Source organism: Sphingomonas sp. OV641 (assembly GCF_900109205.1).
Lineage (GTDB): Bacteria > Pseudomonadota > Alphaproteobacteria > Sphingomonadales > Sphingomonadaceae > Sphingomonas.
In genome coordinates this window covers 222,956-249,045 of the sequence record NZ_FNZB01000004.1, presented here as the reverse complement: position 1 = coordinate 249,045, position 26,090 = coordinate 222,956, and the positions used below count along the sequence as shown (strand labels likewise).

Genomic DNA, 26,090 nt, shown 5'->3' with positions numbered 1-26,090 from the left:
AAACCGCCCGCATGAGGATATGCGGCCCGGTGGATGCCGGCACTGCGGCCGGCATGACGAGGAGAAGCGGTTAAGTAGTGACCAATGCCCTGGCTCGCCGCTCCGGCAGCGCGAGGCACGCCGCCACCATCACCGCGGCGTTGACCGCCATCGCGATCAGCCCCGGCTCCCATCCGGGCAGCAATGCCTTCCATAGCTCCTGCGCCTGCGGAAGCAGAAGCGCGCAATAGCCCGCCACGATGCCGAGGAACACGCCTCTGGCATTCGCGCGCGGCCACAGGAACGCGGCGTACACGCCCGGCGCGAGCATGCCGATCGCGGCATAAGCGGACAGGCCGATCTCGACGAGCGACTTGGAGCCGCCGAGCGTCAGATACACCGCCGCGGCGGCAAAACCGATCATCGACAGCCGCGAGGCGAGCAGGGTCGCGCGCTCCGACAGAGCCGGCCGGAGCGGCAGCAGCACGTTGCGGCTGAAGATCGACCCGGCCGTCAGCAACAGCACCGATCCCGGCACCAGCGCCAGCAGGCAGGCGGTGCCGGCGAAGATGCCCACCACCCAGGCCGGATAGCGATCGGCGACGAATTGCAGCAGCACTGCATTGGTGTCGCCGCCCGCCGGCTGCGTTCCCGCGAGCAATGCCGCGAAGCCGAGCAGGATGATGAAGAAATAGGATAGCGAATAGATCGGCTGCCAGATGGCGTTACGGCGGATCGTCGCCTCGCTGCCGGCCGAAAAGCACAATTGGAACAGATGCGGCAGGATCCAGTTGCCGAGCGCGACATTGAGCGCGGAGGTCATCAGCCACACCTGGCTCAGCGCCGCGCCCGGCTGCAGCCCCGGCAGTCTGCCGATGCCGGGAAAGCTGTCCTGCGCGAGGCGGTAGACATCCAGCATCGAGGCCGCGCCGACCTTGCTTGCCACGCTCGCGCACAGGCCGATGACGATCAGCACCATCAGCACGTCCTTCACCCCGGCAGCAAAGGCGGCGGAGCGCAGGCCGGCGAAGAAGACGAAGCCGAGCATGAAGACGGCGGCGATGATCGCGGACAGCGCGGGCGATACCTCGGGCCCAAGCGTCATGCGGACGATGAGGCTGAGCGCGACGATCTGGATCTGGACATAGACGATCAGCGCCGCGATCCCCGCTAGGCCGACAACGACGCCGAGCCAGGTCGCACGATAATGCGCGGCGAAGAAATCGGCCTGAGTCACCAGGCCGTGCCTCCGCCCGGCGTTCCAGATCAGCGGCATCAGCCAATAGCCGATCGTGGCGGACAGCGAGACGGAGGTGAGCGCCAGATAGGCGGGCGCACCATAGGCCCAGGCGAAACCTGAAATGCCGAGCACGGCAAAGGTGGTGTAGATCTCCCCGGCGTTAAGGAACCAGAAGATCAGCACGCCGAACTTGCGCCCGCCGACGGCCCATTCGGTGAGTGTGCGCGCCTTCGCCTGCCGCCGCGCGGACAGCAATGCGCCGGCCATGGTGCCGAGGACGACGGCAAGGGTGAGGGCGAGGATCATGCCGCGTCATCCTGTGCGAACTCGGGGTTCTTGCGGTCGATCGCGAAGACCGTGGCGATCACGATCGAGGTGACGATGATCCCCGCCATCTGCCAGACCATCGGGAAGGGCAGCGAAAAGGGGCGCCATGCGACGTCATTGACGAGCGGGATGCAGCCGACCTGCCAGAGGAACGGGATCAGCAGCAGCCAGCGGTGCGGGCGTGCGACCTTTCGGGCGATCTTTCGGGCGGTCACGCCGGGCCGCCGCCGGCAGCGATCCAGCCGCGGATCTTGGCGTCAAGCACGTCCATCGGCAGCGCGCCGGTGTTCAGCACCTGCCGGTGATAATCGCGCACGTCGAACTTCGCCCCGAGCTTCGCGGTCGCGGCTTCGCGCAACTCGCGGAACTTGAGTTCGCCGATCTTGTACGCACAGGCCTGGCCCGGATAGGCGATGTAGCGGTCGATCTCGACCGCCACGTCGCGCGGCGCCATGGAGGTGTTGTCGAGCATGTAGTCGATCGCCTGTTGCCGGCCCCAGCTCTTGGCGTGGAGGCCGGTGTCGACCACCAGCCGCACGGCGCGCAGCATTTCCATGTCGAGGTGCCCGAACAATTGCATCGGATCGCCGAACATGCCGAGTTCCGGCCCGAGCGATTCTGAATACAGCCCCCAGCCTTCGGTATAAGCGGTGGCCTGGCCGTGCCGCAGCAGCGGCGGCAGCGCCGCATTCTCGATCGCGAGCGTGAGCTGGAAATGGTGGCCGGGAATGCCCTCGTGCAGCGTCAGCGTTTCCAGCGTGGGAATCGGCCGCGTGTTCAGCATCGACATGTTGAAATAGAGCACGCCCGGCGAGACGCCGTCGGGCGGACCGGGCCGGTAATAGCCGGTGCCGCGCTGGTCGCCGAGCGCCGGCAGCGGGCGAACCTCGAACGGCGCCTTGGGGCGATCGTGGAACAGCCTTGGAATGCCGGGCCAGATCTTCGCCTCGATCGCCTTGAAGCGGGCGAGCAGTTCGTCGGGTGTCTTGTAATAATATTGAGGGTCGGTGCGAATGTGCTCGAAGAACGCTTTGAGATCGCCTGTGAAACCAACTTTCGCGCGGACCTTCTCCATCTCGGCGCGGATGCGCGCGACTTCGGAGAGGCCAAGCGTGTGAATGTCGTCGGCACTGCGCCTGGTCGTCGTATGGCGCTGTAGCTCCCAGGCGTAGAGCCGCGCGCCGTCCTTCATCGCGCTGCGGCCGGGCGCTTCGAGCGCGCGGGGCAGATAGGTGTCGCGCAGGTAGGTCGCCCAGTGGCGATAGGCGGGATACACCTTGTCCCCGATCGCCTGGCGAAAGGCATTGGTGATGCGGGTGCGTTCGGCGGCCGGCATCGTGTCGGGCAGGCGTGTAATGCCGGTCCAGAACGGGCTTCGCTCGATCGGCAGCGCAAGCATGGCGTCGACCTGCGCCAGCACGTTGGTGACGATGATCTTCGGCTGCACCTGCCCAGCAGCGAGGCCCTGCTTCAATCGCGCGACGTTGCTGTTCATATAGCCGACAAAGCCATCGAACCGGGCCAGCGTGTCGTCATAGTCGGCAGCGCTCTCGTATTTGGCGCCGGCGAGGAAGTCAGGGAATTCGACGTGCAACCCGAAGGACGGGTTGAGCGGCGCCATGCGCTGCACGGCAAACAGCCCGGTGGTGATGAGGTCGAGCATCTGCCGCGTCTTGTAGGCAAATACGTCATAGGCGATCCGGTCCACCGGGCCGAGCGCGGTCCGATCGATGGTGGCGAGTTGGGCGGCGTCGCGCTGCTTGTCGGCGCGCAGTTGCGCCTCGTAAGCGTCACTTAGCGGATCAACGAACAGCGCGCCGCTTGTGGTACCGTTGCGGGCCGCGCGCAACGGGTCGAGCGCCGCCTCCGCCGCTGCGCTGCGGTCCAGCAAGGCCCGCAGCCTGGCGCCCTGGTCCGCCTGCGCAAAGGCCGGGGCCGGGGCAAGGGCACTCGCCGCCAGCAGGCCGAGCGTGGTGCGGCGTGTGAGCAGGCGTGGATCGTTCGGCAAAGTGCGGCCCCCTTTTCTTGGTGCCAATCGTGTCGCGTTGCGGCGGGAATGCAACCTTTCGGACGACGACCTGCGCGCAGTGAGCATTCGGGAGCTAACGACAGGAAATCAGGACACTTTCTGGCTTCTGCGTTGCCGCAGACGTAAGCAATTGTGCTTTGCGTTGCGTTTGACGCAATTATGTCACGCGACTTTTCGCATTGTCTTCGTGGGCAGATCCCGCAGTCTCGCACCATCTTCAGGGAGGGACGCAATGAAGCTTTGGCGCACAGCGCTTGCCGCGCTGGCGACCGTGTCGGCGAGTGCCGTGGCGGCGCAGGAGGCTGCGCCGGTCACGGCGTTGGTCGGCGGTAATGTCGTCGACGTGGATAATGGGCGCACGACCCCGAATGCCGTGGTGCTGGTGCAGGGCGAGAAGATCCTGCAGGTCGGGCCGGCCGCATCGGTGGCGGTGCCGGCGGGGGCCAAGGTCGTGCCGATGGCCGGCAAGTGGCTGATCCCCGGCCTCATGAACATGCACGTCCACTTCGGGCTGAAGCTGCCGGGTGCCGAGGGCAATGCGCTGCTCAACGAGACGGATGGCGAGGAAGCGCTGCGCATGGCGCACAATGCGCGGCGCAGCCTGATGGCGGGCGTCACGACGGTGCGGCTGACCGCCGAGGATCATGGCATCGACTTCATGCTGAAGCGGGCGATCGCCAAGGGGCAGGCGGTCGGGCCGCGGATCGAATCCGCCGGCGAGCTGATCGTGCCGACCGGCGGGCATGGATCGCTGGAGGCAGATGGCCCGGCCGAGTTCAGCAAGGTGGCGCGCGAGCAGATCAAGCGCGGCGCGAGCTGGATCAAGATAGCCATTTCCGGCGGCATCTCGGATACGCACGGGAGCATTTCGGCCGCGCCGATGACCGATGCGGAACTGTCGACGATCATCGAGGTCGCGCACCGCAATGGCGTGAAGGTGACGGCGCACAACGGATCGTCCGAAGCGGCGCTCCAGGCGCTGAAGTTCGGCATCGACTGTTTCGAACATGGCTATCACCTCAACGACGAGGTGCTGACCAAGATGAAGGCGCAGGGCGTGTGGCTGGTGCCGACAATGGTGGTGAGCCAGCCGGGCGCCTATGAATTCTATCGCAAGATCGGCTCGCCGCCCTGGTACCTCGACCGTGTCGCCTCGACCGGCAAGGACCATTGGGCCATGCTGCAGAAGGCGATCCGCATGGGCGTCAACATCGCGCTGGGCACCGACCAGTTTCCGTTCGAGCCGAACGACGGGACGACCGCGACGGTCGCGGAGGCGGAATTGTACCAGAAGGCGGGGATGACGCCGCTGGCCGCATTGCAGGCGGCGACGATCCGGCCGGCCAAGATGCTTGGGCTGGATGCGCAGGTCGGGCGGATCGTGGCGGGGCAATATGCCGATATCGTCGCGGTGGATGCCGATCCGACGAAGGACGTGGCCGCGCTGCGCACGCTCGATTTCGTGATGAAGGGCGGGGCGATCTATCGCGACGACGACCATCCCGAGACGATTGCACGCTGATTGCTGCCCGCTGCTGTTCCGCGGCGAAGGCCGGAGTCCAGTAACGACGAGTGCAGTGATTGATAGTGCCGCCTTCCAAGCAACGACGCCCAACTGGGCCCGGCCTTCGCCGGGGCGCGAGTGACAAGGACGAACGATGAAGCACATCCTGGCCGCCGGTGCCGCAATCCTGACCCTCTTCGCCTCCGCCGTGTCGGCTGAAACGATCGCGCTGGTCGGCGGCAATGTCGCCGATCTCGCCGGCAAGGCGCCGATCCGCGATGCGGTGGTGGTGATCGAGGGCGAGCGGATCGCCGCCATCGGCCCGCGCGGCACCACGCCGGTGCCGGCCGGGGCCACCGTGGTGCCGATGACGGGCAAGTGGCTGATCCCGGGCCTCATGAACATGCACGTCCATCTGGCGCTGAACCTGCCCGGCGCGGCGCGGGTGTATAACGAGGGCGTGGATTCAATGGCGCTTCGCACGCTCGACAATGCGCAAAAGTCGCTGTGGTCGGGCGTCACCACGATGCGGCTGACCGGATCGGACGCGGGCGTCGACTTCACGGTGAAGAAGGCGATCGACGCAGGGGTGTTCGACGGGCCGCGCATCCATACCGCGGGCGCATCGATCGTGCCGACGGGCGGGCACGGCAAGCTGGAGGTGAACGGTCCCGCCGAATTTGCCAAGGCGGTGCGCGAGCAGGTGAAGGCCGGCGCGACCTGGATCAAGCTGGGCATTTCCGGCGGCATTTCGGATACGCATGGCGATATCGCGGCCTCGCCCTTCACCGATGACGAGCTCAACACCGCGATCGAGGTGGCGCATCGCAACGGCGTGAAGGTGACCGGCCATACCGGCTCACCGATCGCATCGGATGCGGCGATCGATGCCGGCATCGACTGTTTCGAACATGGCTATTTCCTGACCCCGCCGGTGCTGAAGAAGATGAAGGCCAAGGGCGTCTGGTACGTGCCGACGATCGTGGTCAGCCAGAATGGCGCCAAGGAATTCTACCGCAAGATCGGCTCGCCGCCCTGGTACCTGGCGCGGGTGGATTCGGTCGGCAAGCAGCATATGCAATCGCTGCGCGACGCGATCGCCAATGGCGTGAACATCGCGCTTGGCACCGACCAATATCCGTGGGAGCCGAACGAGGGCACCACCGCCACGGTGCGCGAGGCGGAGCTGTATGTCGACGCGGGGATGACGCCGGCGCAGGCGCTGCGTTCGGCGACGATCGACAGTGCGCGCATGCTGGGCGTCGAGGCAGAGGTCGGCGAGCTGAAGCAGGGATATCTCGCCGACATCGTCGCGGTGGATGCCGATCCGACGCAGGACATCCGCGCGCTGCGCACGATCGGCTTCGTGATGAAAGGCGGCAAGGTGGTGCGCAACGACGCGCGGTGAGGCGTGGCTTTCGCCGCGCCGTTAGCGCAGCCGTGCCTAACGAGGTGCGCAGAGAGCTGCCTTTCGACGCAGCCGCATCCCGGCCGCGCGGGAATCCAGCCATCCGCGCGCGGTCCGTTACCGGCCACGGCGCCTGCACCTTGGATCCCGGCGCCACGCCGGAATGACGTGGCGGCGTGGCAGGAAGATCAGCTAGATCCCGATATCGCGTGAAAACGGTTGCGATGTGTCAGGAATCGTGCAGTCTGCCGTTTCGATCAGGGAGTTGATGGTGCCGCGATCCGTTCTCGCTCTTGCCCTTGCGCTTTCCACCGTGCTCGCATCGCCGGTCGCTGCGCAGGAGGCAAAGCGGCGGTGGGACGAATTGTGCCAGATCCGCAAGGACAAGCTCGACATCATCCTGCCGGAGGCAATGCGCGAGAACGGCATCGACATGTGGATCGTCGCCGGGCGTGAGGGGCATGACGATCCCAATGCGATGCTGCTGGGCGGCGGCTATATCGGCGACATCGGCTATTATGTGTTCACCGATCGCGGCGGCGGGCGGATCGAACGCGCGGCGTTCGGAATCGGCGGCGCGGCGTTCGATCAATGCCCGCTTTATGACCTGCGGCCGGCGCCGTCCAAGCTCGGAGCGTTCGTAAAGGCGCGCCAGCCCCGCAAGATCGGCATCAACGTCGCAACGGAAATCGGCAGCGCCGATGGCCTGAGCCATTCGCTGCATGAGAGATTGCGCGCCGAACTCGGGCCCGATTTGTCGGCGCGGCTGGTGTCGGCGGAGAAGCTCGTCTCCGACTTCCGTTCGCGCAACACTGCCCTGGGGCTGGCGGCGTTCAGCAAGGCAGGGGAATATTCACGCACGATCGTCGAGCGGGCGCTGTCTAACGAGGTGATCCGGCCGGGCCATACCACCACGGGCGATGTCGCCTGGTGGATGATGGAGCAGCTCCACACGCTCGGTCTGGGCAACAGTTTCGGGCTGCCGAGCATCTATATCCTAGGCCCAGGGCCGCGCGGGCCGGTGTCGGGCGATCACGTGATCCAGCCGGGCGACCTCATCACCGTCGACTGGGGCGTGAACTATCTGACCGCCTATACCGACATGAAGCGCATGGCCTATGTGCTGAAGCCGGGCGAGAATGCCCCGCCCGCCGGCGTGCAGCGTGCCTATGACAAGGGGCAGGCGATCCGCGCCATGATCCTGGACGTGATCCGGCCAGGCGTCACCGCGGGCGATGCGCTGGCGGCGGTCAACAAACGGGTGGCGGCCACGCCTGGCTTCGTGCTGGGCAAATATGACGATCCGAGCGCCGATCCGAAGGTGACCGATGTGGTGATCGGCAGCCATTCGGTAGGCGATCTGGGACATGGATCGGGGCCGTCCATGGCCGATTTCAACCCGCTGAGGATGACCTACACGCTGCGGCCGGGCAATCTGCTGTCGGTGGAATTGTTCGTCTACACGGTCGTGCCCGAGTGGGGGACGCGCAAGATCAAGATCCCGCTGGAGGACAATGGCGTGGTGACGCAAAGCGGCCTGCAATGGGCCTATCCGCCCAACAGCCGCATATTGCTGGTGAAATGACGGGCCTGGCGGCGCGCCCCGATCCGTGCCGCCGGCTAATTTGCGCTGAGTGCAACGAACGCGCGTTTGCAATGTCGTTGCCACAACATTGCAAGTGAATGACACTCCCCGGCGAGGTTCAGGCTGAACAGCCGGCCGACAAGAAACAATATATCAGGGAGCACGCCGTGAACAAGAAAGTCGTTCTTGCATCCGCTATGGCGTTGATGGCGCTATCTTCACCGGTTGCAGCGCGCCCGGCGACAGTTACTCAGGACGTTGCGGCGTCACCAAAGCCTGCGACCGATATCCTGTCGCGCATGTTCATCTGGTGGAACCAGGCATTCAAGACGCCGGGTGCCTATACGGCGGAGAACTTCTCCAAGTTCTTCACGCCCGACGCGACTCTGGTGCTTGAGGGGCGCACGGTCATTTCTGGTGTTGATGGCTGGGCGAAGCATTTCCAGCGGATCCAGTCGGGCGGCGGCGAGGTGGAGATCGTCGTGCCGTTCAAGGAAGTCTTCGAAAAGGACGGCCTGATCTACAATTACCACGTCATCCGGTCGCGCCGGGGCGGCAAGGCCGCCTGCTCGCTGGCGGCCGGACATGCCGTGGTGAAGGACGGCAAGATCGCCTCGATCGTGCTCGTCCGCAGCGAACTGGATCCCGCAAAGGGGCCGATGGACCCGCAATGCTGGACGAACTGACCGCCTGAACGGCGGCAGCGACGCAGGAGGATCGCGAAGAACAAGGGCCCGGCGACGCATGCGTCGCCGGAGGGCGGAGGGACTTTGACCATGAACATCAAGCATTTCACGATCCGGGAGCGATTGGCGCTGGGGTGCGCCGCCATCGCCATGGCCGCCGCCTTTGCCTCGCCGGCGTCGGCGCAGGAACTGGCCAGCACGAGCGAACCGGAGGCGCAGGTGTCGAACGACATCGTCGTCACCGCGCAGCGCCGCGAGCAGAGCCTGCAGGACGTGCCGATCGCGATCACCGCGGTGACGGCCGAGACGCTGCAGGACCAGAACGTGCAGAGCGTGGAGGATTATTTCGCGCTGACCCCGAACGTCAGCTTCCAGAGCAACGGCTCGCGCGATCGCAAGGATCTGGCGATCCGCGGCATTTCGAACCAGCTCAACCCCTATGCCGACGTGCGCCAGTCCACCTATGCCTTCTACATCGACGAGTTCAACGTCGCTGCCGGCACCAGCAACCCGCAGATCGTCGATCTGGAGCGGATCGAGGTGCTGCGCGGGCCGCAGGGCACCTATTTCGGCCGCAATGCGGTGGGCGGCGCGATCAACGTGCTGACCAAGAAGCCGGTCAACCGTTTCGAGGGGTTCATCGAAGGCGGCTATGCCAGCTATGACACCTGGCGCGCCGAAGGGGCCGTCAACGTGCCGGTCATCGACGACCTTCTCGCGATCCGCGCCTCGGGCAAGTACGAGCATTCGGACGGCTACATCAAGAACATCAATCCGATCGGCGGCGGCAACGACAGCGAATATTACACCTATCGCATCCAGGGGCGCGTGACCCCCGCGCCGAACTTCACGCTCGACATGACCTACAACTTCTCGGACGAGACCGTGGGCATGCGCAACGGCGTGCCGACCGGCTTCGTCACTTCCACCTGGGCGTCGGTCTATTACGGCCGGACCGCCGGCTATATCGGCAATCCCGATGGCGTGGGCTTCTTTCCCGACAATGCCACGCGCGTGAACTTCAACCGTCCGCAGCAGGTGGGCGGCTCTTTCGAATATGTCAGCGCGCGCGCTGTGTGGGAAATCGGCAATGTCGCGATCACCGGCGTCGCCGGATCGCTGAAGTCGACCGTCGAGAATTATGGCGACGTCGACGGCGGCAGCATCGACTATTTCTACGAAGACCTGCGCCTGCTGCGCAAATCGACCAGCGGCGAGTTGCGGGTGCAATCCACCGGCAGCGGCAACGTCCTTGACTGGAGCGTCGGCGTCACGGCGGGCCGCGACACGGGCGACATGGACCAGTCGACCTATCACGGCACCGCCAGCCCGCTTTGCCCGGCCTCGTACAACAGGCAGTGCGAAGGCCTGCCGGTGACGGGGCTGCAGAGCGTCAGCTCGAGCGACTATTGGGCGGTGTTCGGGCAGGGGACGTGGAACATCACCGACGCGCTCGGCGCCACCGTTGGCCTGCGCTATTCGCGCGAGACGGTGAAGAACAACTCGATCAACCAGTCGAACCTGATCACGACCGGCGTGAACGACCGGACCGCAAAGTTCGACGACGTGTCGCCCAAGTTCACGCTGAGCTACAAGGCAAACCCGGATTGGCTGATCTTCGCCAATGCCTCACGCGGGTTCAAGTCGGGCGGTACGCAGACGAGCAACAACGTCAATCTTGCCAATGAGTTCGCGCCCGAAACGCTGTGGGACTATGAGCTTGGCACCAAGTTCGACCTGTTCGACGGCAAGGTGCGCGTCGACGTCACCGGTTTCTACATGGACTGGAAGAACGTCCAGCAGACGATCCGCTTCCAGTATATCGATCCGACCACCGGGTTGCTGCGCGGCGTGAGCGGCATCGCCAATGCGGCGGCGGCGGAAAGCTATGGCGCGGAAGCGAGCTTCGACGCGCGCATCTCGCCCGAATTCTCGCTCAGCGCGCAGGTCGGCTGGAACAAGAGCAAGTTCAAGGATTACCCCAACGCGCTGATCGACGGCGTGGTGGTGGACGTGACTGGCGAGCAACTGGTCAATGCGCCCGAATGGACGCTCGGCGCGCAGGCCCAGTACAAGCGCGAACTAACCGATGGGCTGGACGGCTTCGTGCGGGCGGAGTGGAACTTCCGCGACACGATGATCTCCAATCCTTACGCCTATCGCTACAACGTCTATCCGTTCATCTCGCCGAGCTACCACAATGTGAACCTGCGCGCCGGGATCGAGACGGACAGGATCCGCGCAGTGATCTATGTCGAGAACCTGTTCGACGCGAAATATTTCGCCAACGCCTATGAGAAGGCGTTCTACTCGGGCGTGCAGGTGGAGCCATCGTACCGCGTGATCGGCGGCAGCGTCGGCTTCAAGTTCTAAGGGGTTGAACCTTTGTCATCCCGGCCCGGCGCCGGGATCCAGCGATCCGCAGTCGCTGTCGCTCGTTTCTCGAACGCGGCGGGTTGCGGCACCTTGGATCCCGGCGCAAGGCCGGAATGACGGAGCGTCCGGGGGGTAAGTTGCGTGATCGATCGTCGTCGTTTTCTTGAAGGTACCGCGGCCAGCCTGGCGTTCGGCCATGCGGTGCCAGCGCTCGGGCAGGGCGGGGGAAGCGCCGATGCGGCGCTCGCCGCGTTGCTTCAGCGGCATAGCGAGGCCTATCTGCGCCGCTCGCCCGAGGAAGCGACCGGCAATGATTACGATGTCGGCGCGAATGCGGCGCTGCGCGCCCGGCTGGACGATCGCTCGCTGGCGGCGCGGGCGAGCGACCAGGCGGCGATCAGGGGCGCGATAACGCAGCTTGGCGCGATCGACGTGGCCGCGCTCTCGCCGCGCGGCGCGCTGGATCATGCGGTGGCGCGCTTCGTGTACGAGACGCTGAGCGATCTGCTTGGTCGCTATGGCTATGTCGACGGCAATCTGCGGCCGAGCCCTTATGTCGTCAGCCAGATGAACGGCGCCTATTACTGGCTGCCCGACTTCATCGGCAGCCGCCACCCGATCGAGACGCGCGCGGATGTGGAGGCATGGCTGCTGCGGCTAGCCGCGCTCGCTACCGCGCTGGATCAGGAAACCGATCGCATCCGCCACGATGCCGGGCTGGGGGTGATCCCGCCCGATTTCGTGATCCAGCGAACAATGGTGCAGATCAAGGGGCTGCGCGACGGCGAACCGCTACAATCGGCGCTGATCGCGCCCGCGCTGAAGCGTATCCGCGAGAAGAGCCTGGGCGATGTCGAGGCACAGGCGCTGGGCATATTCCGCACGCGCATCCAGCCGGCACTGACGCGGCAGGCCGAGGTGCTGGAAGCCCTGCTGCCGCGCACCGATGCGCGCGCCGGCGTGTGGAAGCTGCCCGATGGCGACGCTTATTATGCCGCGGCGGTGCGATCGAACACGACGGTCGACACGTCCCCGGCCGAGCTGCATCGCATCGGGCTGGAGCAATGCCGCGCGCTTACCGCGCAGATCGATACGTTGCTGAAGGCCCAGGGGATGAGCGGCGGCAGCGTCATCGCGCGCATTGCTGCGCTTGATGCGGATCCGCGCTTCATCGTGTCGAACGACGATGCCGGCCGCGCCAAGCTGCTCGGGTTGGCCAATGACCATCTGAAGGCGATCACCGCGCGGTTGCCGGCGGCGTTCAACAAGCCGGCGGTCGACCCGATCGTCGTACGGCGCATCCCGCCAGCGATCGAGGCGGGGGCGCCAGGCGCCTTCTACTCCGAAGGGGCGCCGGGACAGCCAGGCGTTTACTCGATCAATCTCCATCGGCCGGACGAGCATGTCCTTTGGCGCCTGCCGACGCTGACCCATCACGAGGGCATTCCCGGGCATCACTTCCAGTACAGCATGCTGCGGCGCGCACCCGCGCTGCCGCTGTTTCGCCGCATCGTCCGCTTCTCCTCCTATACCGAGGGCTGGGCATTGTACGCGCAGCAGGTGGCGGACGAACTTGGCGCGTTCGAGGACGATGCCTTTGGCCGGATCGGCTATCTGCAGTCGGAACTGTTCCGGGCGGCGCGGATCGTCGTCGACACCGGCCTCCACCATCATCGCTGGACCAAGCAGCAGGCGGTCGCCTGGATGGTGGAGAATGCCGGCGAGCAGCAGGAAGCGACCGACCGCGAGGTGACGCGCTACGCCGTCTATCCGGGGCAGGCGTGCAGCTTCAAGGTCGGCGCCAACGCGATCCATGCCGCCCGCGAGAAAGCGCGCACGGCGATGGGCGACCGCTTCGACGTTCGTGATTACCACGATCTGGTGCTGTCGAGCGGGCCCATGCCCATGTCGGTGCTGCAGTCCGCGACCGAGGCATGGTCGGGGAAAGCTGCATCGTGAGTGACGGATCGACGGGCCGCTGTGGCGGCCCGCCGGTTCACGCCTCGGTCCAGTCGGTCTTCTCAGGACCTCACAGAATCAGCCTGTTGGCGCGCAGACGCTCGAACAGGGCGAAGAAGGCGTCGTCGGTGGGCTGGTAGGCGGTAAAGCCCAGCCGGCGGCTCTTCGACATGTCGGTGACGACCTCGATCGGGCGGCCGAGGTCGGCATCGGTGTGCCAGGGCGAGGCGAGGCGGTTGAGGTCCGGTTCGCCCAGCCCCTCGCGTTCGGCGATCTCGCGCCACAGGCCGGCGTCGTCGGCCATCTGCTGTTCGAGCGGGCGTATCGTGCCGTCGAACGGCGCCGCCTCGATGCCGAACCAGTCGGCGACGCGGCGCCACATCCACTGCCAGCGGAAGACATCGCCATTGACGACGTTGAACGCCTGATCGTGCGCCGCCGGGGTTTCGGCAGCCCAGAGAAGGTGCCGCGCGAGCTGGCCGGCGTCCGTCATGTCGGTCAGCCCGCTCCATTGCGCCGCCGAACCTGGAAAGGTGAAGGGCCGCCCCGTCTCGCGGCACAGTGTGGCGTACACCGCCAGCGTGGTGCCCATGTTCATCGCATTGCCGACCGCCAAGCCGATCACCGTGTGCGGGCGGTGGACGCTCCAGGTGAAGCCGTCGCGCGTCGCCGCGGCGAACACCTCGTCCTCCTGCGCATAATAGAAATTCTCGACATCCAGCCGGCCCTGTTCCTCACGGAACGGCGTCTGCGGCAGCGTGCCCTTTCCATATGCCTCGAACGGCCCGAGATAATGCTTCAGCCCCGTGACCAGCGCGACATGGCGCGGCCCCGTCGGCGTGGGCAGGCCGTCCAGCAGGTTGCGGACCATGGCGGCGTTGACACGGATATTCTCCGCCTCGCTATCCTGCCTGAGCCAGGTGGTGATGAACACCGCATCGGGATCGATGCCCCGCAACGCCGCCGCCGTGGCGGCCGCGTCCTGCAGGTCGGCTGCGACCGGCTGAACCCCGTCCTGCCCGGTTGGCCGCCGCGCGAGGCCATGGACCGTCCAGCCCTGTTCCACCAGCAGCGCCGCCGTCGCGCTGCCGACGATCCCGCTTGCCCCAACGACCAGCGCCGTCTTCGTCATCGCCAATCTCCATTTCTCGTTCGATGCAGCAGCTAGGCGCGGTCGCCCGGCTCTTCTAGACGGCACCCTTTGGGGACGTAGGCACCAGGAGGTGACCATGAAGCCGGGTTCGCCCGAAGAGGACTGGCGCGAGGATTGCGCGCCGCGAAGGGTGCTGGAGCTGTTCGCGACCAAATGGACCAGCATGGTGCTGCATACGCTGCACGTGCGCCACGCCGGCGCTGCGCGCACCGGCGTGCTCCAGCGCAGCCTTCCCGGCATTTCGAAGAAGATGCTGGTGCAGACGCTGCGCGAGATGGAGGAGGTTGGGCTCGTCTCGCGCCATGTCGAGAGCGCCGTGCCGCCCGCCGTTACCTATCGCCTGACAGCGGTGGGGCGCCGGTTCGTCGAGCCGGTGGAGCTGTTATACGCTTGGGGCCGCCAGAATGCGGATGCGCTGGACGAACTCGGCGCGCGGCCGACAACGCGGCGCGGCTGAGGCCGGCGGATGCTCGCCACGGCGGCGCATTCGGTTTCATGCCCCGGCTTCATAGGTCTTTGCTGATCCGGCGCGGTAGTCGGATCGGGTGTCCGGCGCCATGTTCGCGGGGCGACACCGCCCGATGGTTTGGGCGATTGATGGAGTTGCTGGAATGGAAAAGCGCACACTTGGCAAAGACCTTGAGGTCTCCGCCCTTGGTTTCGGCTGCATGGGCCTGAACTTCGGCTATGCCAATTCCCTTGCCGATGCGGACAGCGTCAGCATTATCCGCAAGGCGGTCGATCTGGGCGTGACCTTCTTCGACACGGCGGAGGTCTATGGTCCCTATACCAATGAAAAGATCGTGGGCGAGGCGCTTGAGCCCGTGCGCGACCAGGTGCAGATCGCGACCAAGTTCGGTTTCAATATCGTCAACGGGAAGATGGCCGGGCTGAACAGCCGGCCGGAACAGATCCGCAAGGTATGCGAGGCATCGCTGAAAAGCCTGCGCACCGATCGCATCGACCTGTTCTACCAGCATCGCGTCGACACGAACGTGCCGATCGAAGATGTTGCGGGCACCGTCCGCGACCTGATCGCCGAGGGGAAGGTCAAGCATTTCGGCCTGTCGGAGCCGGGCGCCGAGACGGCCCGCCGCGCCCATGCGGTGCAGCCGGTGGCGGCGCTGCAGAACGAATATTCGCTGTGGACCCGCGGCGTCGAGACGAACGGCATCCTGGCGCTGTGCGATGAGCTTGGCATCGGGCTGGTGCCGTACAGCCCGCTCGGCAAGGGCTTTCTGACCGGCGCGATGGGCAAGGACAGCAAGCTGGAGGAGGGCGACTTCCGCAGGCTGCTGCCGCGCTTCACGCCGGAGGCGATGGAGAAGAACCAGGCGCTGATCGACCTGATCCGCACCACCGCCGAGGAGAAGGGCGCGACGCCGGCGCAGATTGCGCTGGCGTGGCTGCTGGCGCAGCGGCCGTACATCGTGCCGATCCCCGGCACCACCAAGCCGCACCGGCTGGAGGAAAACCTCGGCGGCGCGGACGTGACGCTGACGGCGGCCGACCTTGCCGCGTTCACCGACGGGCTGGCGGCGATCGACGTAGAGGGCGAACGCTATCCGCCGCAGCTCATGGCGACGACGGGTAACTGAACCCTGATCCACGGCCTTCGATCCGCCTTCCCGGCCTTCGCCGGGGAGCCGGTTCGGGCTTGCCGATGCGAACAGCTAGGCGGGGCGGGAACGGCTGAGCGCGGCGAGGGCTTCTTCCGCCGCGCGCATGCCGGATGCATAGGCGCCGTGCGCGGTGGAAAAGTCCGTCGAACTGGTCGCCTCGCCGGCGAAGAACAGCAGGTTCTCGAACGGCGCGGCGAGCCGCCGTCGTTCGGCAGCGCCGCCGGGCAGCGCGCAGCTATAGCCGCCCCCGATCCTCGCCGTGCGGGTCCAGTCCGAGGCGGCGACTGGCTGGAGAAACGATCGAACATCCGAGCCCAGCAGGGTCGAGAGCTCGGCGATCGCATGGGCATAGCCGGCCTCCTGTCCCTCGCGCGCGATCAGCGCTGCCCCGTCGCCGCCGAGGAAGCATTCGATCACCGGCCGGCCAAAGGAACGGATGTAATAGGCCCCTGTCGCGGGATCGTTCGGATTGCCGAGAAGCTGGGTCTCATCCTCGAATGGCGCGTTCGGGGCGAGGCGGAGGAACAGCTTTTCGTTGCGGCCGAGCGGGATCGCATAAGCCGCATCGCGCCATGGCTCGATCTCGGCCGGCCAGCGGATCGTGTCGTCGACGAGGACGGCGGTGGAAACCGTCACGATCACCGTCCGGGCCTGGATGGTGCCGGCCGTGGTGTCCAGACGGACCGACCCGGGCGCGAGCGCAAGCCGCTGGAGCGCGGTTCCCAAACGATGCTTTGCGGCGTGCGGCAGGCTGCCGGCGATCAATGCGCCATAGCCTTCTGCCACCCGCCAGTTCTGCCCCGTCGCTGCCTGATCATAAGCGGTGAAGTCGGCGGCGGAGATACGGTCGGGGGACACGCCGCTGATAAAGCCGGTCATGGCACGGATATAGGCGTGCCATCTGCGATCGACGGGAAGGACGCTGGCCGCATTGTCATCGGCTGGGGGAGCGTCGGCGAGACGCGCGATCCAGTCGTTCAGCGCGCCGCGCGCGTCATGCTGCTCGCGCGCGGTGAAGCCGAGGTGGCGATGTTGCTTGCCCCAGGCCGGGGGGCGCCGGTCGATCGCCATGCCGCGTTCCGTCGCGACCTGTGCCCAGGAGTTCCGGTCGGCCGAGTGCAACCAGCCACAGCCGAGATCGAGCGCCAGGCCGTCGACGCTGACCGTATGCGCCCGCCCGCCGAGCCGCGGCGCAGCCTCGATCAGAAGCGTGTCACATTGCGAGCCGGCCAGCCGCCGCGCGGCGCCGATCCCGGCAGCCCCGCCGCCGACGATGACGATGTCGTACATGGTGCGGGGCCGCCCGGTCCTTTCGGTCAGACGCGCAGCAGCGTCTTGATGGCGCGGCGCTCGTCCATCGCCTTATAGCCTTCGGCGACGTCAGCGAGCGGGATCTGGAGGTCGAACACCTTGCCCGGCGCGATCTCGCGGCGAAGCACACGGTCGATCAGGTCGGGGAGGAAGCGCCGCACGGGGGCGGGGCCGCCCATCAGGCCCTTTTGCGCGAAGAACAGCTTGGAGCCGTCGAATTCCACGCCGTGCGGCACGCCGACATAGCCGATCGTCGCACCGGGGCGGGCGCAGTTGATCGCCTGCCACATGGATTCCTCCATGCCGACGCACTCCAGCACGGCATCGGCGCCGACGTTGCCGGTCAGTTCCTTGACCTTGGCGACACCCTCGTCGCCGCGCTCGGCGACGATATCGGTCGCGCCGAACTCGAGCGCGAGATCCTGGCGCTGCTTGTGGCGGCTCATCGCGATGATGCGGTGTGCGCCCATTTGCTTGGCCGCCAGCACGCCCATCAGGCCGACCGCGCCGTCGCCGACCACCGCCACGGTTGAACCGGGCTGCACCCGTGCGGCATCGGCCGCATACCAGCCGGTGCCGAGCACGTCCGACACCGCGAGCAGGTGCGGGATGAGGTCATCGTCCGGGGCCTGATCGAGCGCCACCAGCGTGCCATCGGCCAGCGGCACCCGCGCCAGCGGCGACTGTGCCCCCGTCATGAACTCGATCTGCTCGCAGGACGACTGGAAGCCGAACTTGCAGTGCGGGCAGGTGTTGTCCGAGATGCAGAAGGAGCCGACCACGAACTGGCCCGGCCTCACGCTGGTCACGGCATCGCCGACGGCCTCGACCACGCCGCAATATTCGTGCCCCATCGCCTTGGGCGCGCCGTCATTGCCGAAGCCGCGATACGGCCACAGGTCCGACCCGCACACGCAGCTCGCGGCCAGGCGGATGATGGCATCGGTGGGCTTCAGGATTTCGGGCTCGGGACGCTCCTCGAAGCGGACGTCGCCCTTTCCGTACATGACTGTGCCGAGCATCGGTGTTCCTTCGTAATCAATGGCATGGAGCGCGCAAGGTCGTGGCCGATGCCTCCGCCCCCGTGGCGCCCGACCGGTAGCTAGGCCTGCGCCGCCCGGAAGATTAGCGGGCCAGTCGCGCTAGCCATGATACCTGCCATTCATGAATGCCCGGCGCACGGAGCCGGTTGCTATCCGGCCGTCGCGGTCTCCGGCGACAGCGCCGCGAGGAAATCGGTGTGCGCCATGGGAAGCGAGAACATCGGGAAGTCCTTGCTGATCGCCACGCGCTGCTCCTCCTCGCCGATCGTGGCGCAGCAGTCGGTGAGCGTGACGACGCGATAGCCGCGCTCATAGGCGGAGCGCATGGTGGATTCGACGCAGCAGTTGGTGAGAAAGCCGGCGATCGCCAGCGTCGTGATCCCGCGCTGGCGCAGGACGAAGTCGAGGTTGGTGCTGGCGAAACAGTCGAGCCCGCGCTTGCCCTCGATGACGATCTCGTCCTGTTCGGGGCGCATCGCTTCCGCGATCTCGGCGCCCCAGCTTCCGCGGCGAAAGGCGTTGGCGCCCTTCACGCCGGCGAGGATGCCATAGGGTTCGGCCGGTAGCTCGGGATAACCTTCCGCGAACGCAATGGGGGCGTGCAGCACCACCAGCCCGGCCTGGCGCGCACCGGCGAGCAGCGCGGTGCTGTTGGCGAGCATGTCGGTCGACTGCATCACGGCGGCAACGGCCTTGTGCTGCGCGCCGCCCTCGGTCACGAAATCGTTCTGATATTCGATGAACAGAACGGCTGTTCGGGTCGGGTTCATCGCGAGGCTCCTCTTCGCATGGGGGTCGAGATCAGCCGCCGATGACGCCCGATCGATCCGGAACGCATGACGCATGGGGCACGTCGCCCGCGGGCGTATCGAGCCTCATGCGTCTTCTCCCGCGCCGGTCAGGCGACCTGCGGCAGCTTGTCGAGATGCTTGTCGAGCGTGATCGGATAATCGCGGATGCGGACGCCGGTGGCATTGTAGATCGCGTTCGCCACGGCCGCGCCCGGACCGCAGATGCCGAGCTCGCCGACGCCCTTCGCCTTGAGCGGCGACACGATCGGGTCGAGCGTGTCGAGGAAGATGCATTCCTGATGCGGAATGTCGGCATGGACCGGGACTTCATAGCCGGCGAGATCGTGGTTGACGAAGAAGCCGAAGCGCTTGTCGACCGCCAGTTCCTCCATCAGCGCGGCCCCCGCCGACATGACCATGGCGCCGATCACCTGGCTGCGGGCCGAGAGCGGGTTCAGGATGCGGCCGGCGTCGCACACCGCCAGCATCCGCCGGATGCGGGTCTCGCCGGTGTAGATGTTGACGCCCACCTCGCAGAAGTGGCCGGCATAGGTGCCGATGTCGTAACCCTGCTTGAAATCGCCGAAGGTCATCTCGCCGGTCGCTGACAGGTTGCCGGCCTCCGCCAGGCGCCAGCTGCGATTGTCGGCGATGATGCGCCCGTCGGCGAAGGTCGCACCGTCGCCGTCGAAGCCGAGCTTCTGGCCGATTGCACGGCGCAGCTCGAGACAGGCGGCATAGACGCCGGCGGTGGAGCTGGCGGCGCCCCACTGGCCGCCCGAGCCCGCGGAGGCCGGGTCGACGGAATCGCCCAGCTTCACCGATACCCGGTCAAGCGGCACACCCATCGTCTCGGCCGCGGTCTGCGCGACGATCGTGTAGGTGCCGGTGCCGATGTCGGTCATGTCGGTTTCGACCACCACGCGCCCGCCGTCGAGGCGAACGCGCGCGCCCGACTTCGCGGTCGGGCCGCCGCGATAGCCGGCAGCCACGCCCATGCCGACCAGCCATTTGCCGTCGCGCACGGCGCCGGGCTTCGCGTTTCGCTTGTCCCAGCCGAACCGTGCGGCGCCCTCGCGCAGGCAGCGCACCAGATTGCGGTCGGAGAACTTCTTTTCCGGGGAGGACGGCGCGGTCGCCGGCTCGTTCAGGATGCGCAGTGCGATGGGGTCCATGCCGAGCTGCTCGGCCAGCTCGTCAATCGCGACCTCCAGGGCGAGATGCCCCGGCGCCTCGCCCGGTGCGCGCATCGCATTGCCCTCGGGCAGATCAAGCTTGGCGATATATTCCGCCGTGATCCGGTTGGCGCCGGCGTACATGGACCTGGTCTGCGCGGAACCGCGCTCGGGATCGTCGCCGTTGATGTTGCCGGACCAGCCCTCATGCGCGATCGCCGTGATCCGTCCGTCCCGGCCGGCGCCGATGCGGATGCGCTGGATCGTCGCATGGCGATGCGTGGCATTGTTCGCCATCAGCGGGCGCTGCATCGCGATCTTCACCGGCCGCGAGATCTTGCGCGCGCCCAGCGCCGCCAGCACCGCATCGGCGCGGATGAACAGCTTTCCGCCGAAACCGCCGCCGATGTACGGCGAATCCACCCGCACATTCTCCTTGGGGATGCCGAGGATCGTGCCCATGCTCTGCTTGGCCCAGTTGATCATCTGGTTCGACGTCCAGATGGTCAGCTTCTCGCCCTGCCATTCCGCGATGGTCGCGAACGGCTCCATCATTGCGTGCGTCTCGTCAGGCGTGGTGTAGCGCTGATCGATCTTCACCGGCGCGGCGGCGAACGCCGCCTCGAAGTCGCCCAGCGTCTTCACGTCGGGCTTGCCGTCGCGTCCCTTGGCTGGCGGCGCGGTCGGGGCGACGGCGGGCAAGTCGAAGACGCCCTTCGCGCGGGCATAGTCCACCCGCACCAGCGCGGCGGCGGCGCGCGCCTGCTCGAACGTCTCGGCGATGACGCAGGCGACCGCCTGATGATAATGGTTGACCTCACGGCCGCCGAACAGGGGCGTGTTGTTCGACATGCCGAGCGGCAGCGGCTCCGCATGGTCGAGTGAGCTGAGAACGGCGAGCACGCCCGGCGCGGCAAGCGCCTCGCGCGTGTCGATGCTGTTGATTCGGCCCTTCGCCACGGCGCTGCCGACGATATAGCCATAGGCCGCGTTGGGCGCGACGTCGTGACGCTCATAGGCATAGGGCGCCGTGCCGGTGGTCTTGAGCGGGCCGTCGATGCGGGGGGTCGACTTGCCGACGACCTTGGCATTGTCGAACAGGTTCGTCCCTGCTGGTGCGTTGAACTCCATGCGACTTACCCCTTGGCCTCAGCCATGACCGACGCGAGCGTGCGCTCCGCCAGGTTGATCTTGAATCGGTTGTCCTCGGTCGGTTTCGCATCCGCGAAGACGCGGGTGGCGACGGCACGCGCGCCCTGCGGCATCGCCGCCTCCGCCGCCTCGACACGCCACGGCTTGTGCGCGACGCCGCCGAACGAAACCCGGCCGGTGCCGTCCTTCTGGATCACCGCGGCGACCGAGACGAGCGCGAAGGCGTAGGACGCACGGTCTCGCACCTTCTGGTAGAGGTGCGTGCCGCCGAGCGGCCGAGGCAGCGTTACCGAGGTGATGAGCTCGCCGCGCTCCAGCACATTGTCCTGTTCGGGACGGTCGCCCGGCAGCCGGTGAAAGTCGGCGATCGGGATGGCGCGGGTGCTGCCGTCGGCCTTCACCGTCTCCACGCTGGCGTCGAGGACGCGCAGCGCCTGCGCCATGTCACCGGGATAGGTGGCGATGCACTTGTCGCTGCTGCCCACCACGGCGAGCTGGCGCGAATAGCCGCCGATCGCCCCGCAGCCCGAGCCCGGCTTGCGCTTGTTGCAGGGCATGTTGGGATCATAGAAATACGGGCAGCGGGTGCGCTGGAGCAGGTTGCCGGCGGTGGTGGCCTTGTTGCGGAGCTGACCGGAGGCGCCGGCCTGGATCGCACGCGTCAGCACGCCATAATCACGCCGGATCCGCTCATCGGCGCTGAGCGCGGTGTTGGTCACCAGCGCGCCGATCCTGAGGCCACCGGCATCCGTCTTCTCGATCCGGTCGAGGCCGAGATCCTGGACGTCGACGAGGTGCGTCGGCGTTTCGATCTCCAGCTTCATGAGGTCGAGCAGGTTGGTGCCGCCGGCCAGGAACTTGGCTCCCGGTCGCCGCGCCACGGCCGCCGCCGCCTCGGCGGGAGACTTGGCGCGCTCGTAGGTGAAGCTCTTCATGCGCGCTCTCCGGCGACTTCGGTCATCGCGTCAAGGATGTTGGAATAGGCACCGCAGCGGCAGATGTTGCCGCTCATCCGCTCGCGCATTTCGATGGGGGAGAAGCCGGGGCGGTCGAGCAGGTCGGCCTGCACGTGGCTCGGCACGCCGCGCCGGATCTCGTCCAGCACCGACACCGCCGAGCAGATCTGCCCCGGCGTGCAATAGCCGCACTGATAGCCGTCGTGCTTCACGAACGCGGCCTGCATCGGGTGGAGCTTGTCGGGCGTGCCCAGCCCCTCCACCGTCGTCACCTTGTCGCCCTGGTGCTGCACGGCGAGGCTGAGGCAGGAGTTGATCCGCTCGCCATTGACGATAACCGTGCAGGCGCCGCACTGGCCATGGTCGCAGCCCTTCTTCGTGCCCGTCAGCTTCAGATGCTCGCGCAATGCATCGAGCAGCGTCGTGCGCGTGTCGAGCTGGAGGTTGGCGGGCTTGCCGTTCACCTCGAAGGAGACCGGCATCGCGGCCGGCGCGCGCTCCGCACGCGGGGTCTGCGCGTCAGCCGGTACCGCCGTCAGCGCGACCGCCGCCGTACTGCCGGCGAGCACGCCGCGCCGTGAAAACTCAAGATCGCCTGATTCCGGCATGGTTGTTCCCCGTTCGGGCCGCGCGACCCCGGCCGGGCGGCAAGTCTTCTGATCAAAGATAACTCACTTGCGATCAGTTGGTTACCTGAAATCCCTGGCATGCTCTTATGTCGGCTGTTCATGAGTTTCAAAGTGTTGCTGAGCGACCGGGCCGAACGACAGGAACGACGTGTCTGTCGACTGAGCGGCAGCGGTCGCGATCGCGCCAGCATCCCCGATCATGCTGCGCGTGGTAGCGGACGGGCTGATGAACCGCCACTCGATATGCTCCGGCGGCCCGGCCGGCATCGAGCAGGCCGTGCCGAGCGCGGCCAGAAGGGCGGAAGCCGATCGCCGGTGCACCGCCAGTCCTTCATTCTCCAGCGCCGCCGTGTCGATGCCAAGCAAATGCGCGAGCCGCGCCTTGCCGGCGACATCCGCCAGGCCGTCGGCGCGTGCTTGCCGGGCGGCGCGCGCGACATCCGGATCGGCGGGCCGGCCGTCCGGGCTCAGCAAGGGTGGGCCGGAGGGATCCCAGGCCTCCGGCGGACAGGCCTTGGTGTCCGGATCCACCAGGCGCCCCGGCAGGAGCTCGGCCGGATAGATCCGGCATGTGCTGGGCCGATCCGCATAGGCGCCGCACCGCATGGTCGGCAGCAGATGCGGGCAGGGGCCGGAAAAGGTCGCCGCCAGCGTGAGATTGACGGTAATGGCCAGCCCGCCACTGACGCCGGCGAGCGCGCGCTCGCGACGGTAACGGGAGCGGGGGTCGTCCGGCTGAGCGGGCAGGGCGGGCGCCGCATCGGTCAGAACCTCGACCTCGCCGCCGCGTTGCAGCCAGCTCTGCGCCTCGCGCAGCGACAGCGGCAGCCGAAGATCGTGGCAGCACCGGCCGCATGCCGTGCACCCGAAGCGCAGCGTCATGCCGCGCGCACGCGCCGCGCGGCCGGGGCAGCGCCGGCTCCGGGCGCTTCGCCGCGGGTCATGTCGATGGAGGTGAACAAAGGAGTAATCCCGTTGTCGCAAGGGAGTTGGTTGTCGAGGGGCGGGTTAGCCGCTCAAGCCTGCAGCGACGTTGCACTCGGTCTATCGCTCACTCGGGCTGGCGGGAAGGCCGCGATATTGCGCCTCGGAGACCGGCTCGCCCCAGGACACGTCCTGACCGGCCATATTCTCGCTGATCGCCACATGGGTCATCGCCCGATCCGGCGAGGCCCCATGCCAGTGCCGCACGTTGGGTGCGGTCCAGACCGTGTCGCCGGCCCGGATGGCGCGCATGTCTCCGCCTTCGACCTGGATGCGGCCCTCGCCATCGGTAACGACGAGGAGCTGGCCGAGCGGGTGGCTGTGCCAGTTCGATCGTGCGCCCGGACGGAACGTCACCGTGGCACCGCCGAGCCGCGCGTCCCCGCTGCTGCGGAAGGGGGATGTGACCGTGACAGTCCCGGTAAAACGCTCGGCCGGCCCCTTCTGCGGCGATCCGCCGTGCGGAACGATCACCAGCGGTTCGGCAACAGCCTCCCGCGCGCCGTTCATCTTCGCAAGCACGGCGACGGCCGCCATCGCCTTGGGCCAGCCCGCGTAGAAGGCGAGGTGCGTCATGGCCTCGGCGATCTCGGCGCGGGTGAGGCCGTTCTCGAGCCCTCGTGTGACGTGAAAGGCGAGCTGGTCCGCGTCCCCGTTCGCGGCGAGCGCCGCGATGGTGGCGAGGCTGCGGTCGCGAGGGGCCAGATCGGAACGTCGCCACACATCGGCGAACAAAACGTCGTTGGTCAGTTGGGCGAGCTTGGGCGCGGTCGGCGCGATGGTGTCGCTCACTCCCCGGGCGCGCGCCGGGTCGGTCGACGGCAGGCCCACTGGCGTACCGTCGGATTGCACCGCCGATGGGTCGATGCCGCGACCGCTCATGACACGATCGACGACCTGGAGGCTGGAGACGGCATTGGGCCAGCCGGTGTACCAGGCAAGGTGCGTCACCAGACCCGCGACTTCGGAGGGTCGAACACCGTTGTCGAGCGCGCGGCCGAGATGGCCCTCGAGCTGCGCCGTCCTGCCCGTCGCAATCAGGACCGAGACGGTCACCATGCTGCGGTCGCGCGGCGACAGCTCGGCGCGCCGCCAGACGTCGCCGAAGAGCACCCGGTCCGTGTCACCGGCAAGCGCTGGCGCCCAGCGCTTCATGGTGGCCGGCGCGACGGAGCGTGGCGGCGGTGCGGATTGGGCGAGCACGGATGTCGGCAGAGCAGCGGCCAGAAGGAGCGGCAAGAAAGATCGCATGGTTCGTTTCCTTGGGAGGCGGCCTGGCCGTTCGCGGGAATAGTGATGACGGATCAGGCCCCGGCCGTTTCCCGTTCCAGCCGGTGAGCGGGCTCACCGAGATCTCGGGCGCGGTGGCGGCTCAATCGGGCTGTTGCACCCGGTAGCGCAGGTGAACCGTGCCGTGTTCCAGCGTCCGCGCCTCGATCAGGCTTAGCTGCACCATTCCCGCAAGACCGTCGGTTCCGTGCGCGACGAAGCCCTGGGTTTGCGTTCCGCCGTCGAGCGCGGGCGCGATCAGGACGCTCAGCTCGTCCACCAGCCCGGCCGCCAGAAGGCTGCCGTTGATGGTCCCGCCGCCTTCCAGCAGCAGGCGCCGGATGCCGAAGCGTTCGGCGAGTGTTTCCAGCATCACGGCAAGATCCATGTCGTCGTCCGGCGCGACGATGTAGGACACGCCATCCGCGCTCAGCTCCGCGAGGTGGCTGTCCGGCACGTCGCGGCCGAGCAGCACGATCACGTGATCGCCGCCGATCGCATCGCCATCGAAGTGGAGTTTGCCGGAACGGTCAATCGCGACGGCGTAGCTTTGCGCGGCGCGCGCGACATGCACCGGGCGCTCGACTCGTCCAGGGGCGACGGGTGCGTGGGGGCCGGCCTTGCTCATCTCCGCCATGGTCACGCGCCCGACCATCCAGGCGTCGCCGGCAAGATCCTCGTGAACGCGTTCGTACAATGCGGACCAATCGCGGCGCTCCCCGTCCGGGCTCATCGTGAAGCGGCTGGGATGCTGGCGACCATCGAGGGAGGACATCATGTGGCAGATGACGAGCGGCTTCATCGGGCAGGTTCCTCGCAAAGAAAATATCGCGCAACCGGGGGACCGGCGGCGCCGGTCGCGGCAGGTCAGGGAGAAGGGGCCACCGCCGGGAAGGGCTGGAAACGGGCGCC

General features: G+C 67.0%; 21 protein-coding genes. 8 read left to right on the top strand and 13 right to left on the bottom strand.

From position 1 onward, the window contains the following. Positions 1-70: 70 nt before the first annotated feature. From BMX36_RS17110 to BMX36_RS17100, 3 genes are read right to left on the bottom strand one after another with little or no spacing between them, the layout of a single operon-like run. Entirely contained in the window at positions 71-1,525 is a 1,455-nt protein-coding gene (locus tag BMX36_RS17110; protein WP_093067442.1) for a sodium:solute symporter family protein, read from the bottom strand. Beyond that, positions 1,522-1,761, bottom strand: coding sequence for a DUF3311 domain-containing protein (locus tag BMX36_RS17105; RefSeq protein WP_093067439.1), 240 nt, complete (start codon positions 1,759-1,761; stop codon positions 1,522-1,524). Before BMX36_RS17105 ends, BMX36_RS17110 begins: the two co-directional genes overlap by 4 nt. After that, positions 1,758-3,554, bottom strand: a complete 1,797-nt coding sequence (locus tag BMX36_RS17100; protein WP_256210859.1) for a DUF885 domain-containing protein — start codon at positions 3,552-3,554, stop codon at positions 1,758-1,760. Before BMX36_RS17100 ends, BMX36_RS17105 begins: the two co-directional genes overlap by 4 nt. Positions 3,555-3,807: 253 nt before the next feature. Here BMX36_RS17100 and BMX36_RS17095 point away from each other — a divergent pair, with 253 nt between their 5' ends. The 6 genes from BMX36_RS17095 to BMX36_RS17070 all read left to right on the top strand — a co-directional run bounded on the left by BMX36_RS17095 (position 3,808) and on the right by BMX36_RS17070 (position 13,093). Then, the gene (locus tag BMX36_RS17095; protein WP_066782149.1) at positions 3,808-5,097 is read left to right on the top strand and encodes an amidohydrolase family protein; all 1,290 of its coding nucleotides are present in this window, start codon (positions 3,808-3,810) and stop codon (positions 5,095-5,097) included. Between the two features lie 136 nt (positions 5,098-5,233). After that, on the top strand, positions 5,234-6,487 hold the full coding sequence (locus BMX36_RS17090) for an amidohydrolase family protein (RefSeq protein ID WP_093067433.1): 1,254 nt from the start codon (positions 5,234-5,236) through the stop codon (positions 6,485-6,487). 271 nt (positions 6,488-6,758) lie between these two features. Continuing rightward, positions 6,759-8,072 (top strand): M24 family metallopeptidase, encoded by a 1,314-nt coding sequence (locus BMX36_RS17085; RefSeq protein WP_218142199.1) that lies wholly within the window; start codon positions 6,759-6,761, stop codon positions 8,070-8,072. Positions 8,073-8,239: 167 nt separating this feature from the next. Continuing rightward, a complete protein-coding gene (locus BMX36_RS17080; protein ID WP_256210858.1) occupies positions 8,240-8,758 on the top strand; it encodes a hypothetical protein in 519 nt (172 codons plus the stop codon). A 90-nt stretch (positions 8,759-8,848) separates the two neighbouring features. Beyond that, positions 8,849-11,131 carry a TonB-dependent receptor gene (locus BMX36_RS17075; protein WP_093067427.1) on the top strand — a complete coding sequence of 761 codons (2,283 nt, stop codon included), beginning with the start codon at positions 8,849-8,851 and terminating at the stop codon, positions 11,129-11,131. A 144-nt stretch (positions 11,132-11,275) separates the two neighbouring features. Continuing rightward, positions 11,276-13,093: a DUF885 domain-containing protein gene (locus tag BMX36_RS17070; RefSeq protein WP_093067424.1), complete on the top strand. Its 1,818-nt coding sequence runs from the start codon at positions 11,276-11,278 to the stop codon at positions 13,091-13,093. A 70-nt stretch (positions 13,094-13,163) separates the two neighbouring features. On the opposite strand, the gene BMX36_RS17065 is transcribed toward BMX36_RS17070, so the two are convergent. After that, positions 13,164-14,225 (bottom strand): SDR family oxidoreductase, encoded by a 1,062-nt coding sequence (locus BMX36_RS17065; protein ID WP_093067421.1) that lies wholly within the window; start codon positions 14,223-14,225, stop codon positions 13,164-13,166. A gap of 97 nt (positions 14,226-14,322) precedes the next feature. On the opposite strand from BMX36_RS17065, the gene BMX36_RS17060 reads away from it, so the two are divergent. Together BMX36_RS17060 and BMX36_RS17055 are read left to right on the top strand one after the other, a co-directional pair. Then, the gene (locus tag BMX36_RS17060) at positions 14,323-14,703 is read left to right on the top strand and encodes a winged helix-turn-helix transcriptional regulator (protein ID WP_093067418.1); all 381 of its coding nucleotides are present in this window, start codon (positions 14,323-14,325) and stop codon (positions 14,701-14,703) included. A gap of 154 nt (positions 14,704-14,857) precedes the next feature. After that, positions 14,858-15,844, top strand: coding sequence for an aldo/keto reductase (locus tag BMX36_RS17055; RefSeq protein ID WP_093067416.1), 987 nt, complete (start codon positions 14,858-14,860; stop codon positions 15,842-15,844). Between the two features lie 75 nt (positions 15,845-15,919). Here BMX36_RS17055 and BMX36_RS17050 read toward each other — a convergent pair whose 3' ends face one another. The 9 genes from BMX36_RS17050 to BMX36_RS17010 form a co-directional block, all read right to left on the bottom strand. Beyond that, the gene (locus BMX36_RS17050; RefSeq protein WP_093067412.1) at positions 15,920-17,158 is read right to left on the bottom strand and encodes a flavin monoamine oxidase family protein; all 1,239 of its coding nucleotides are present in this window, start codon (positions 17,156-17,158) and stop codon (positions 15,920-15,922) included. A gap of 26 nt (positions 17,159-17,184) precedes the next feature. After that, positions 17,185-18,201, bottom strand: a complete 1,017-nt coding sequence (locus BMX36_RS17045) for a zinc-dependent alcohol dehydrogenase family protein (RefSeq protein WP_093067409.1) — start codon at positions 18,199-18,201, stop codon at positions 17,185-17,187. Between the two features lie 170 nt (positions 18,202-18,371). Continuing rightward, positions 18,372-18,992 carry a cysteine hydrolase family protein gene (locus tag BMX36_RS17040; protein ID WP_093067565.1) on the bottom strand — a complete coding sequence of 207 codons (621 nt, stop codon included), beginning with the start codon at positions 18,990-18,992 and terminating at the stop codon, positions 18,372-18,374. Between the two features lie 128 nt (positions 18,993-19,120). Beyond that, positions 19,121-21,319 carry an aldehyde oxidoreductase molybdenum-binding subunit PaoC gene (gene paoC, locus BMX36_RS17035; protein WP_093067406.1) on the bottom strand — a complete coding sequence of 733 codons (2,199 nt, stop codon included), beginning with the start codon at positions 21,317-21,319 and terminating at the stop codon, positions 19,121-19,123. A gap of 5 nt (positions 21,320-21,324) precedes the next feature. After that, positions 21,325-22,275, bottom strand: coding sequence for an FAD binding domain-containing protein (locus BMX36_RS17030; protein ID WP_093067404.1), 951 nt, complete (start codon positions 22,273-22,275; stop codon positions 21,325-21,327). Beyond that, the gene (gene paoA, locus BMX36_RS17025) at positions 22,272-22,904 is read right to left on the bottom strand and encodes an aldehyde dehydrogenase iron-sulfur subunit PaoA (RefSeq protein ID WP_066779868.1); all 633 of its coding nucleotides are present in this window, start codon (positions 22,902-22,904) and stop codon (positions 22,272-22,274) included. Before paoA ends, BMX36_RS17030 begins: the two co-directional genes overlap by 4 nt. A gap of 105 nt (positions 22,905-23,009) precedes the next feature. Further along, positions 23,010-23,807, bottom strand: coding sequence for a YkgJ family cysteine cluster protein (locus tag BMX36_RS17020; RefSeq protein ID WP_093067402.1), 798 nt, complete (start codon positions 23,805-23,807; stop codon positions 23,010-23,012). A gap of 162 nt (positions 23,808-23,969) precedes the next feature. Further along, positions 23,970-25,022, bottom strand: coding sequence for a (R)-mandelonitrile lyase (locus BMX36_RS17015; RefSeq protein ID WP_371262934.1), 1,053 nt, complete (start codon positions 25,020-25,022; stop codon positions 23,970-23,972). 259 nt (positions 25,023-25,281) lie between these two features. Continuing rightward, positions 25,282-25,980: a RibD family protein gene (locus tag BMX36_RS17010; protein WP_093067396.1), complete on the bottom strand. Its 699-nt coding sequence runs from the start codon at positions 25,978-25,980 to the stop codon at positions 25,282-25,284. Positions 25,981-26,090 lie beyond the last annotated feature (110 nt).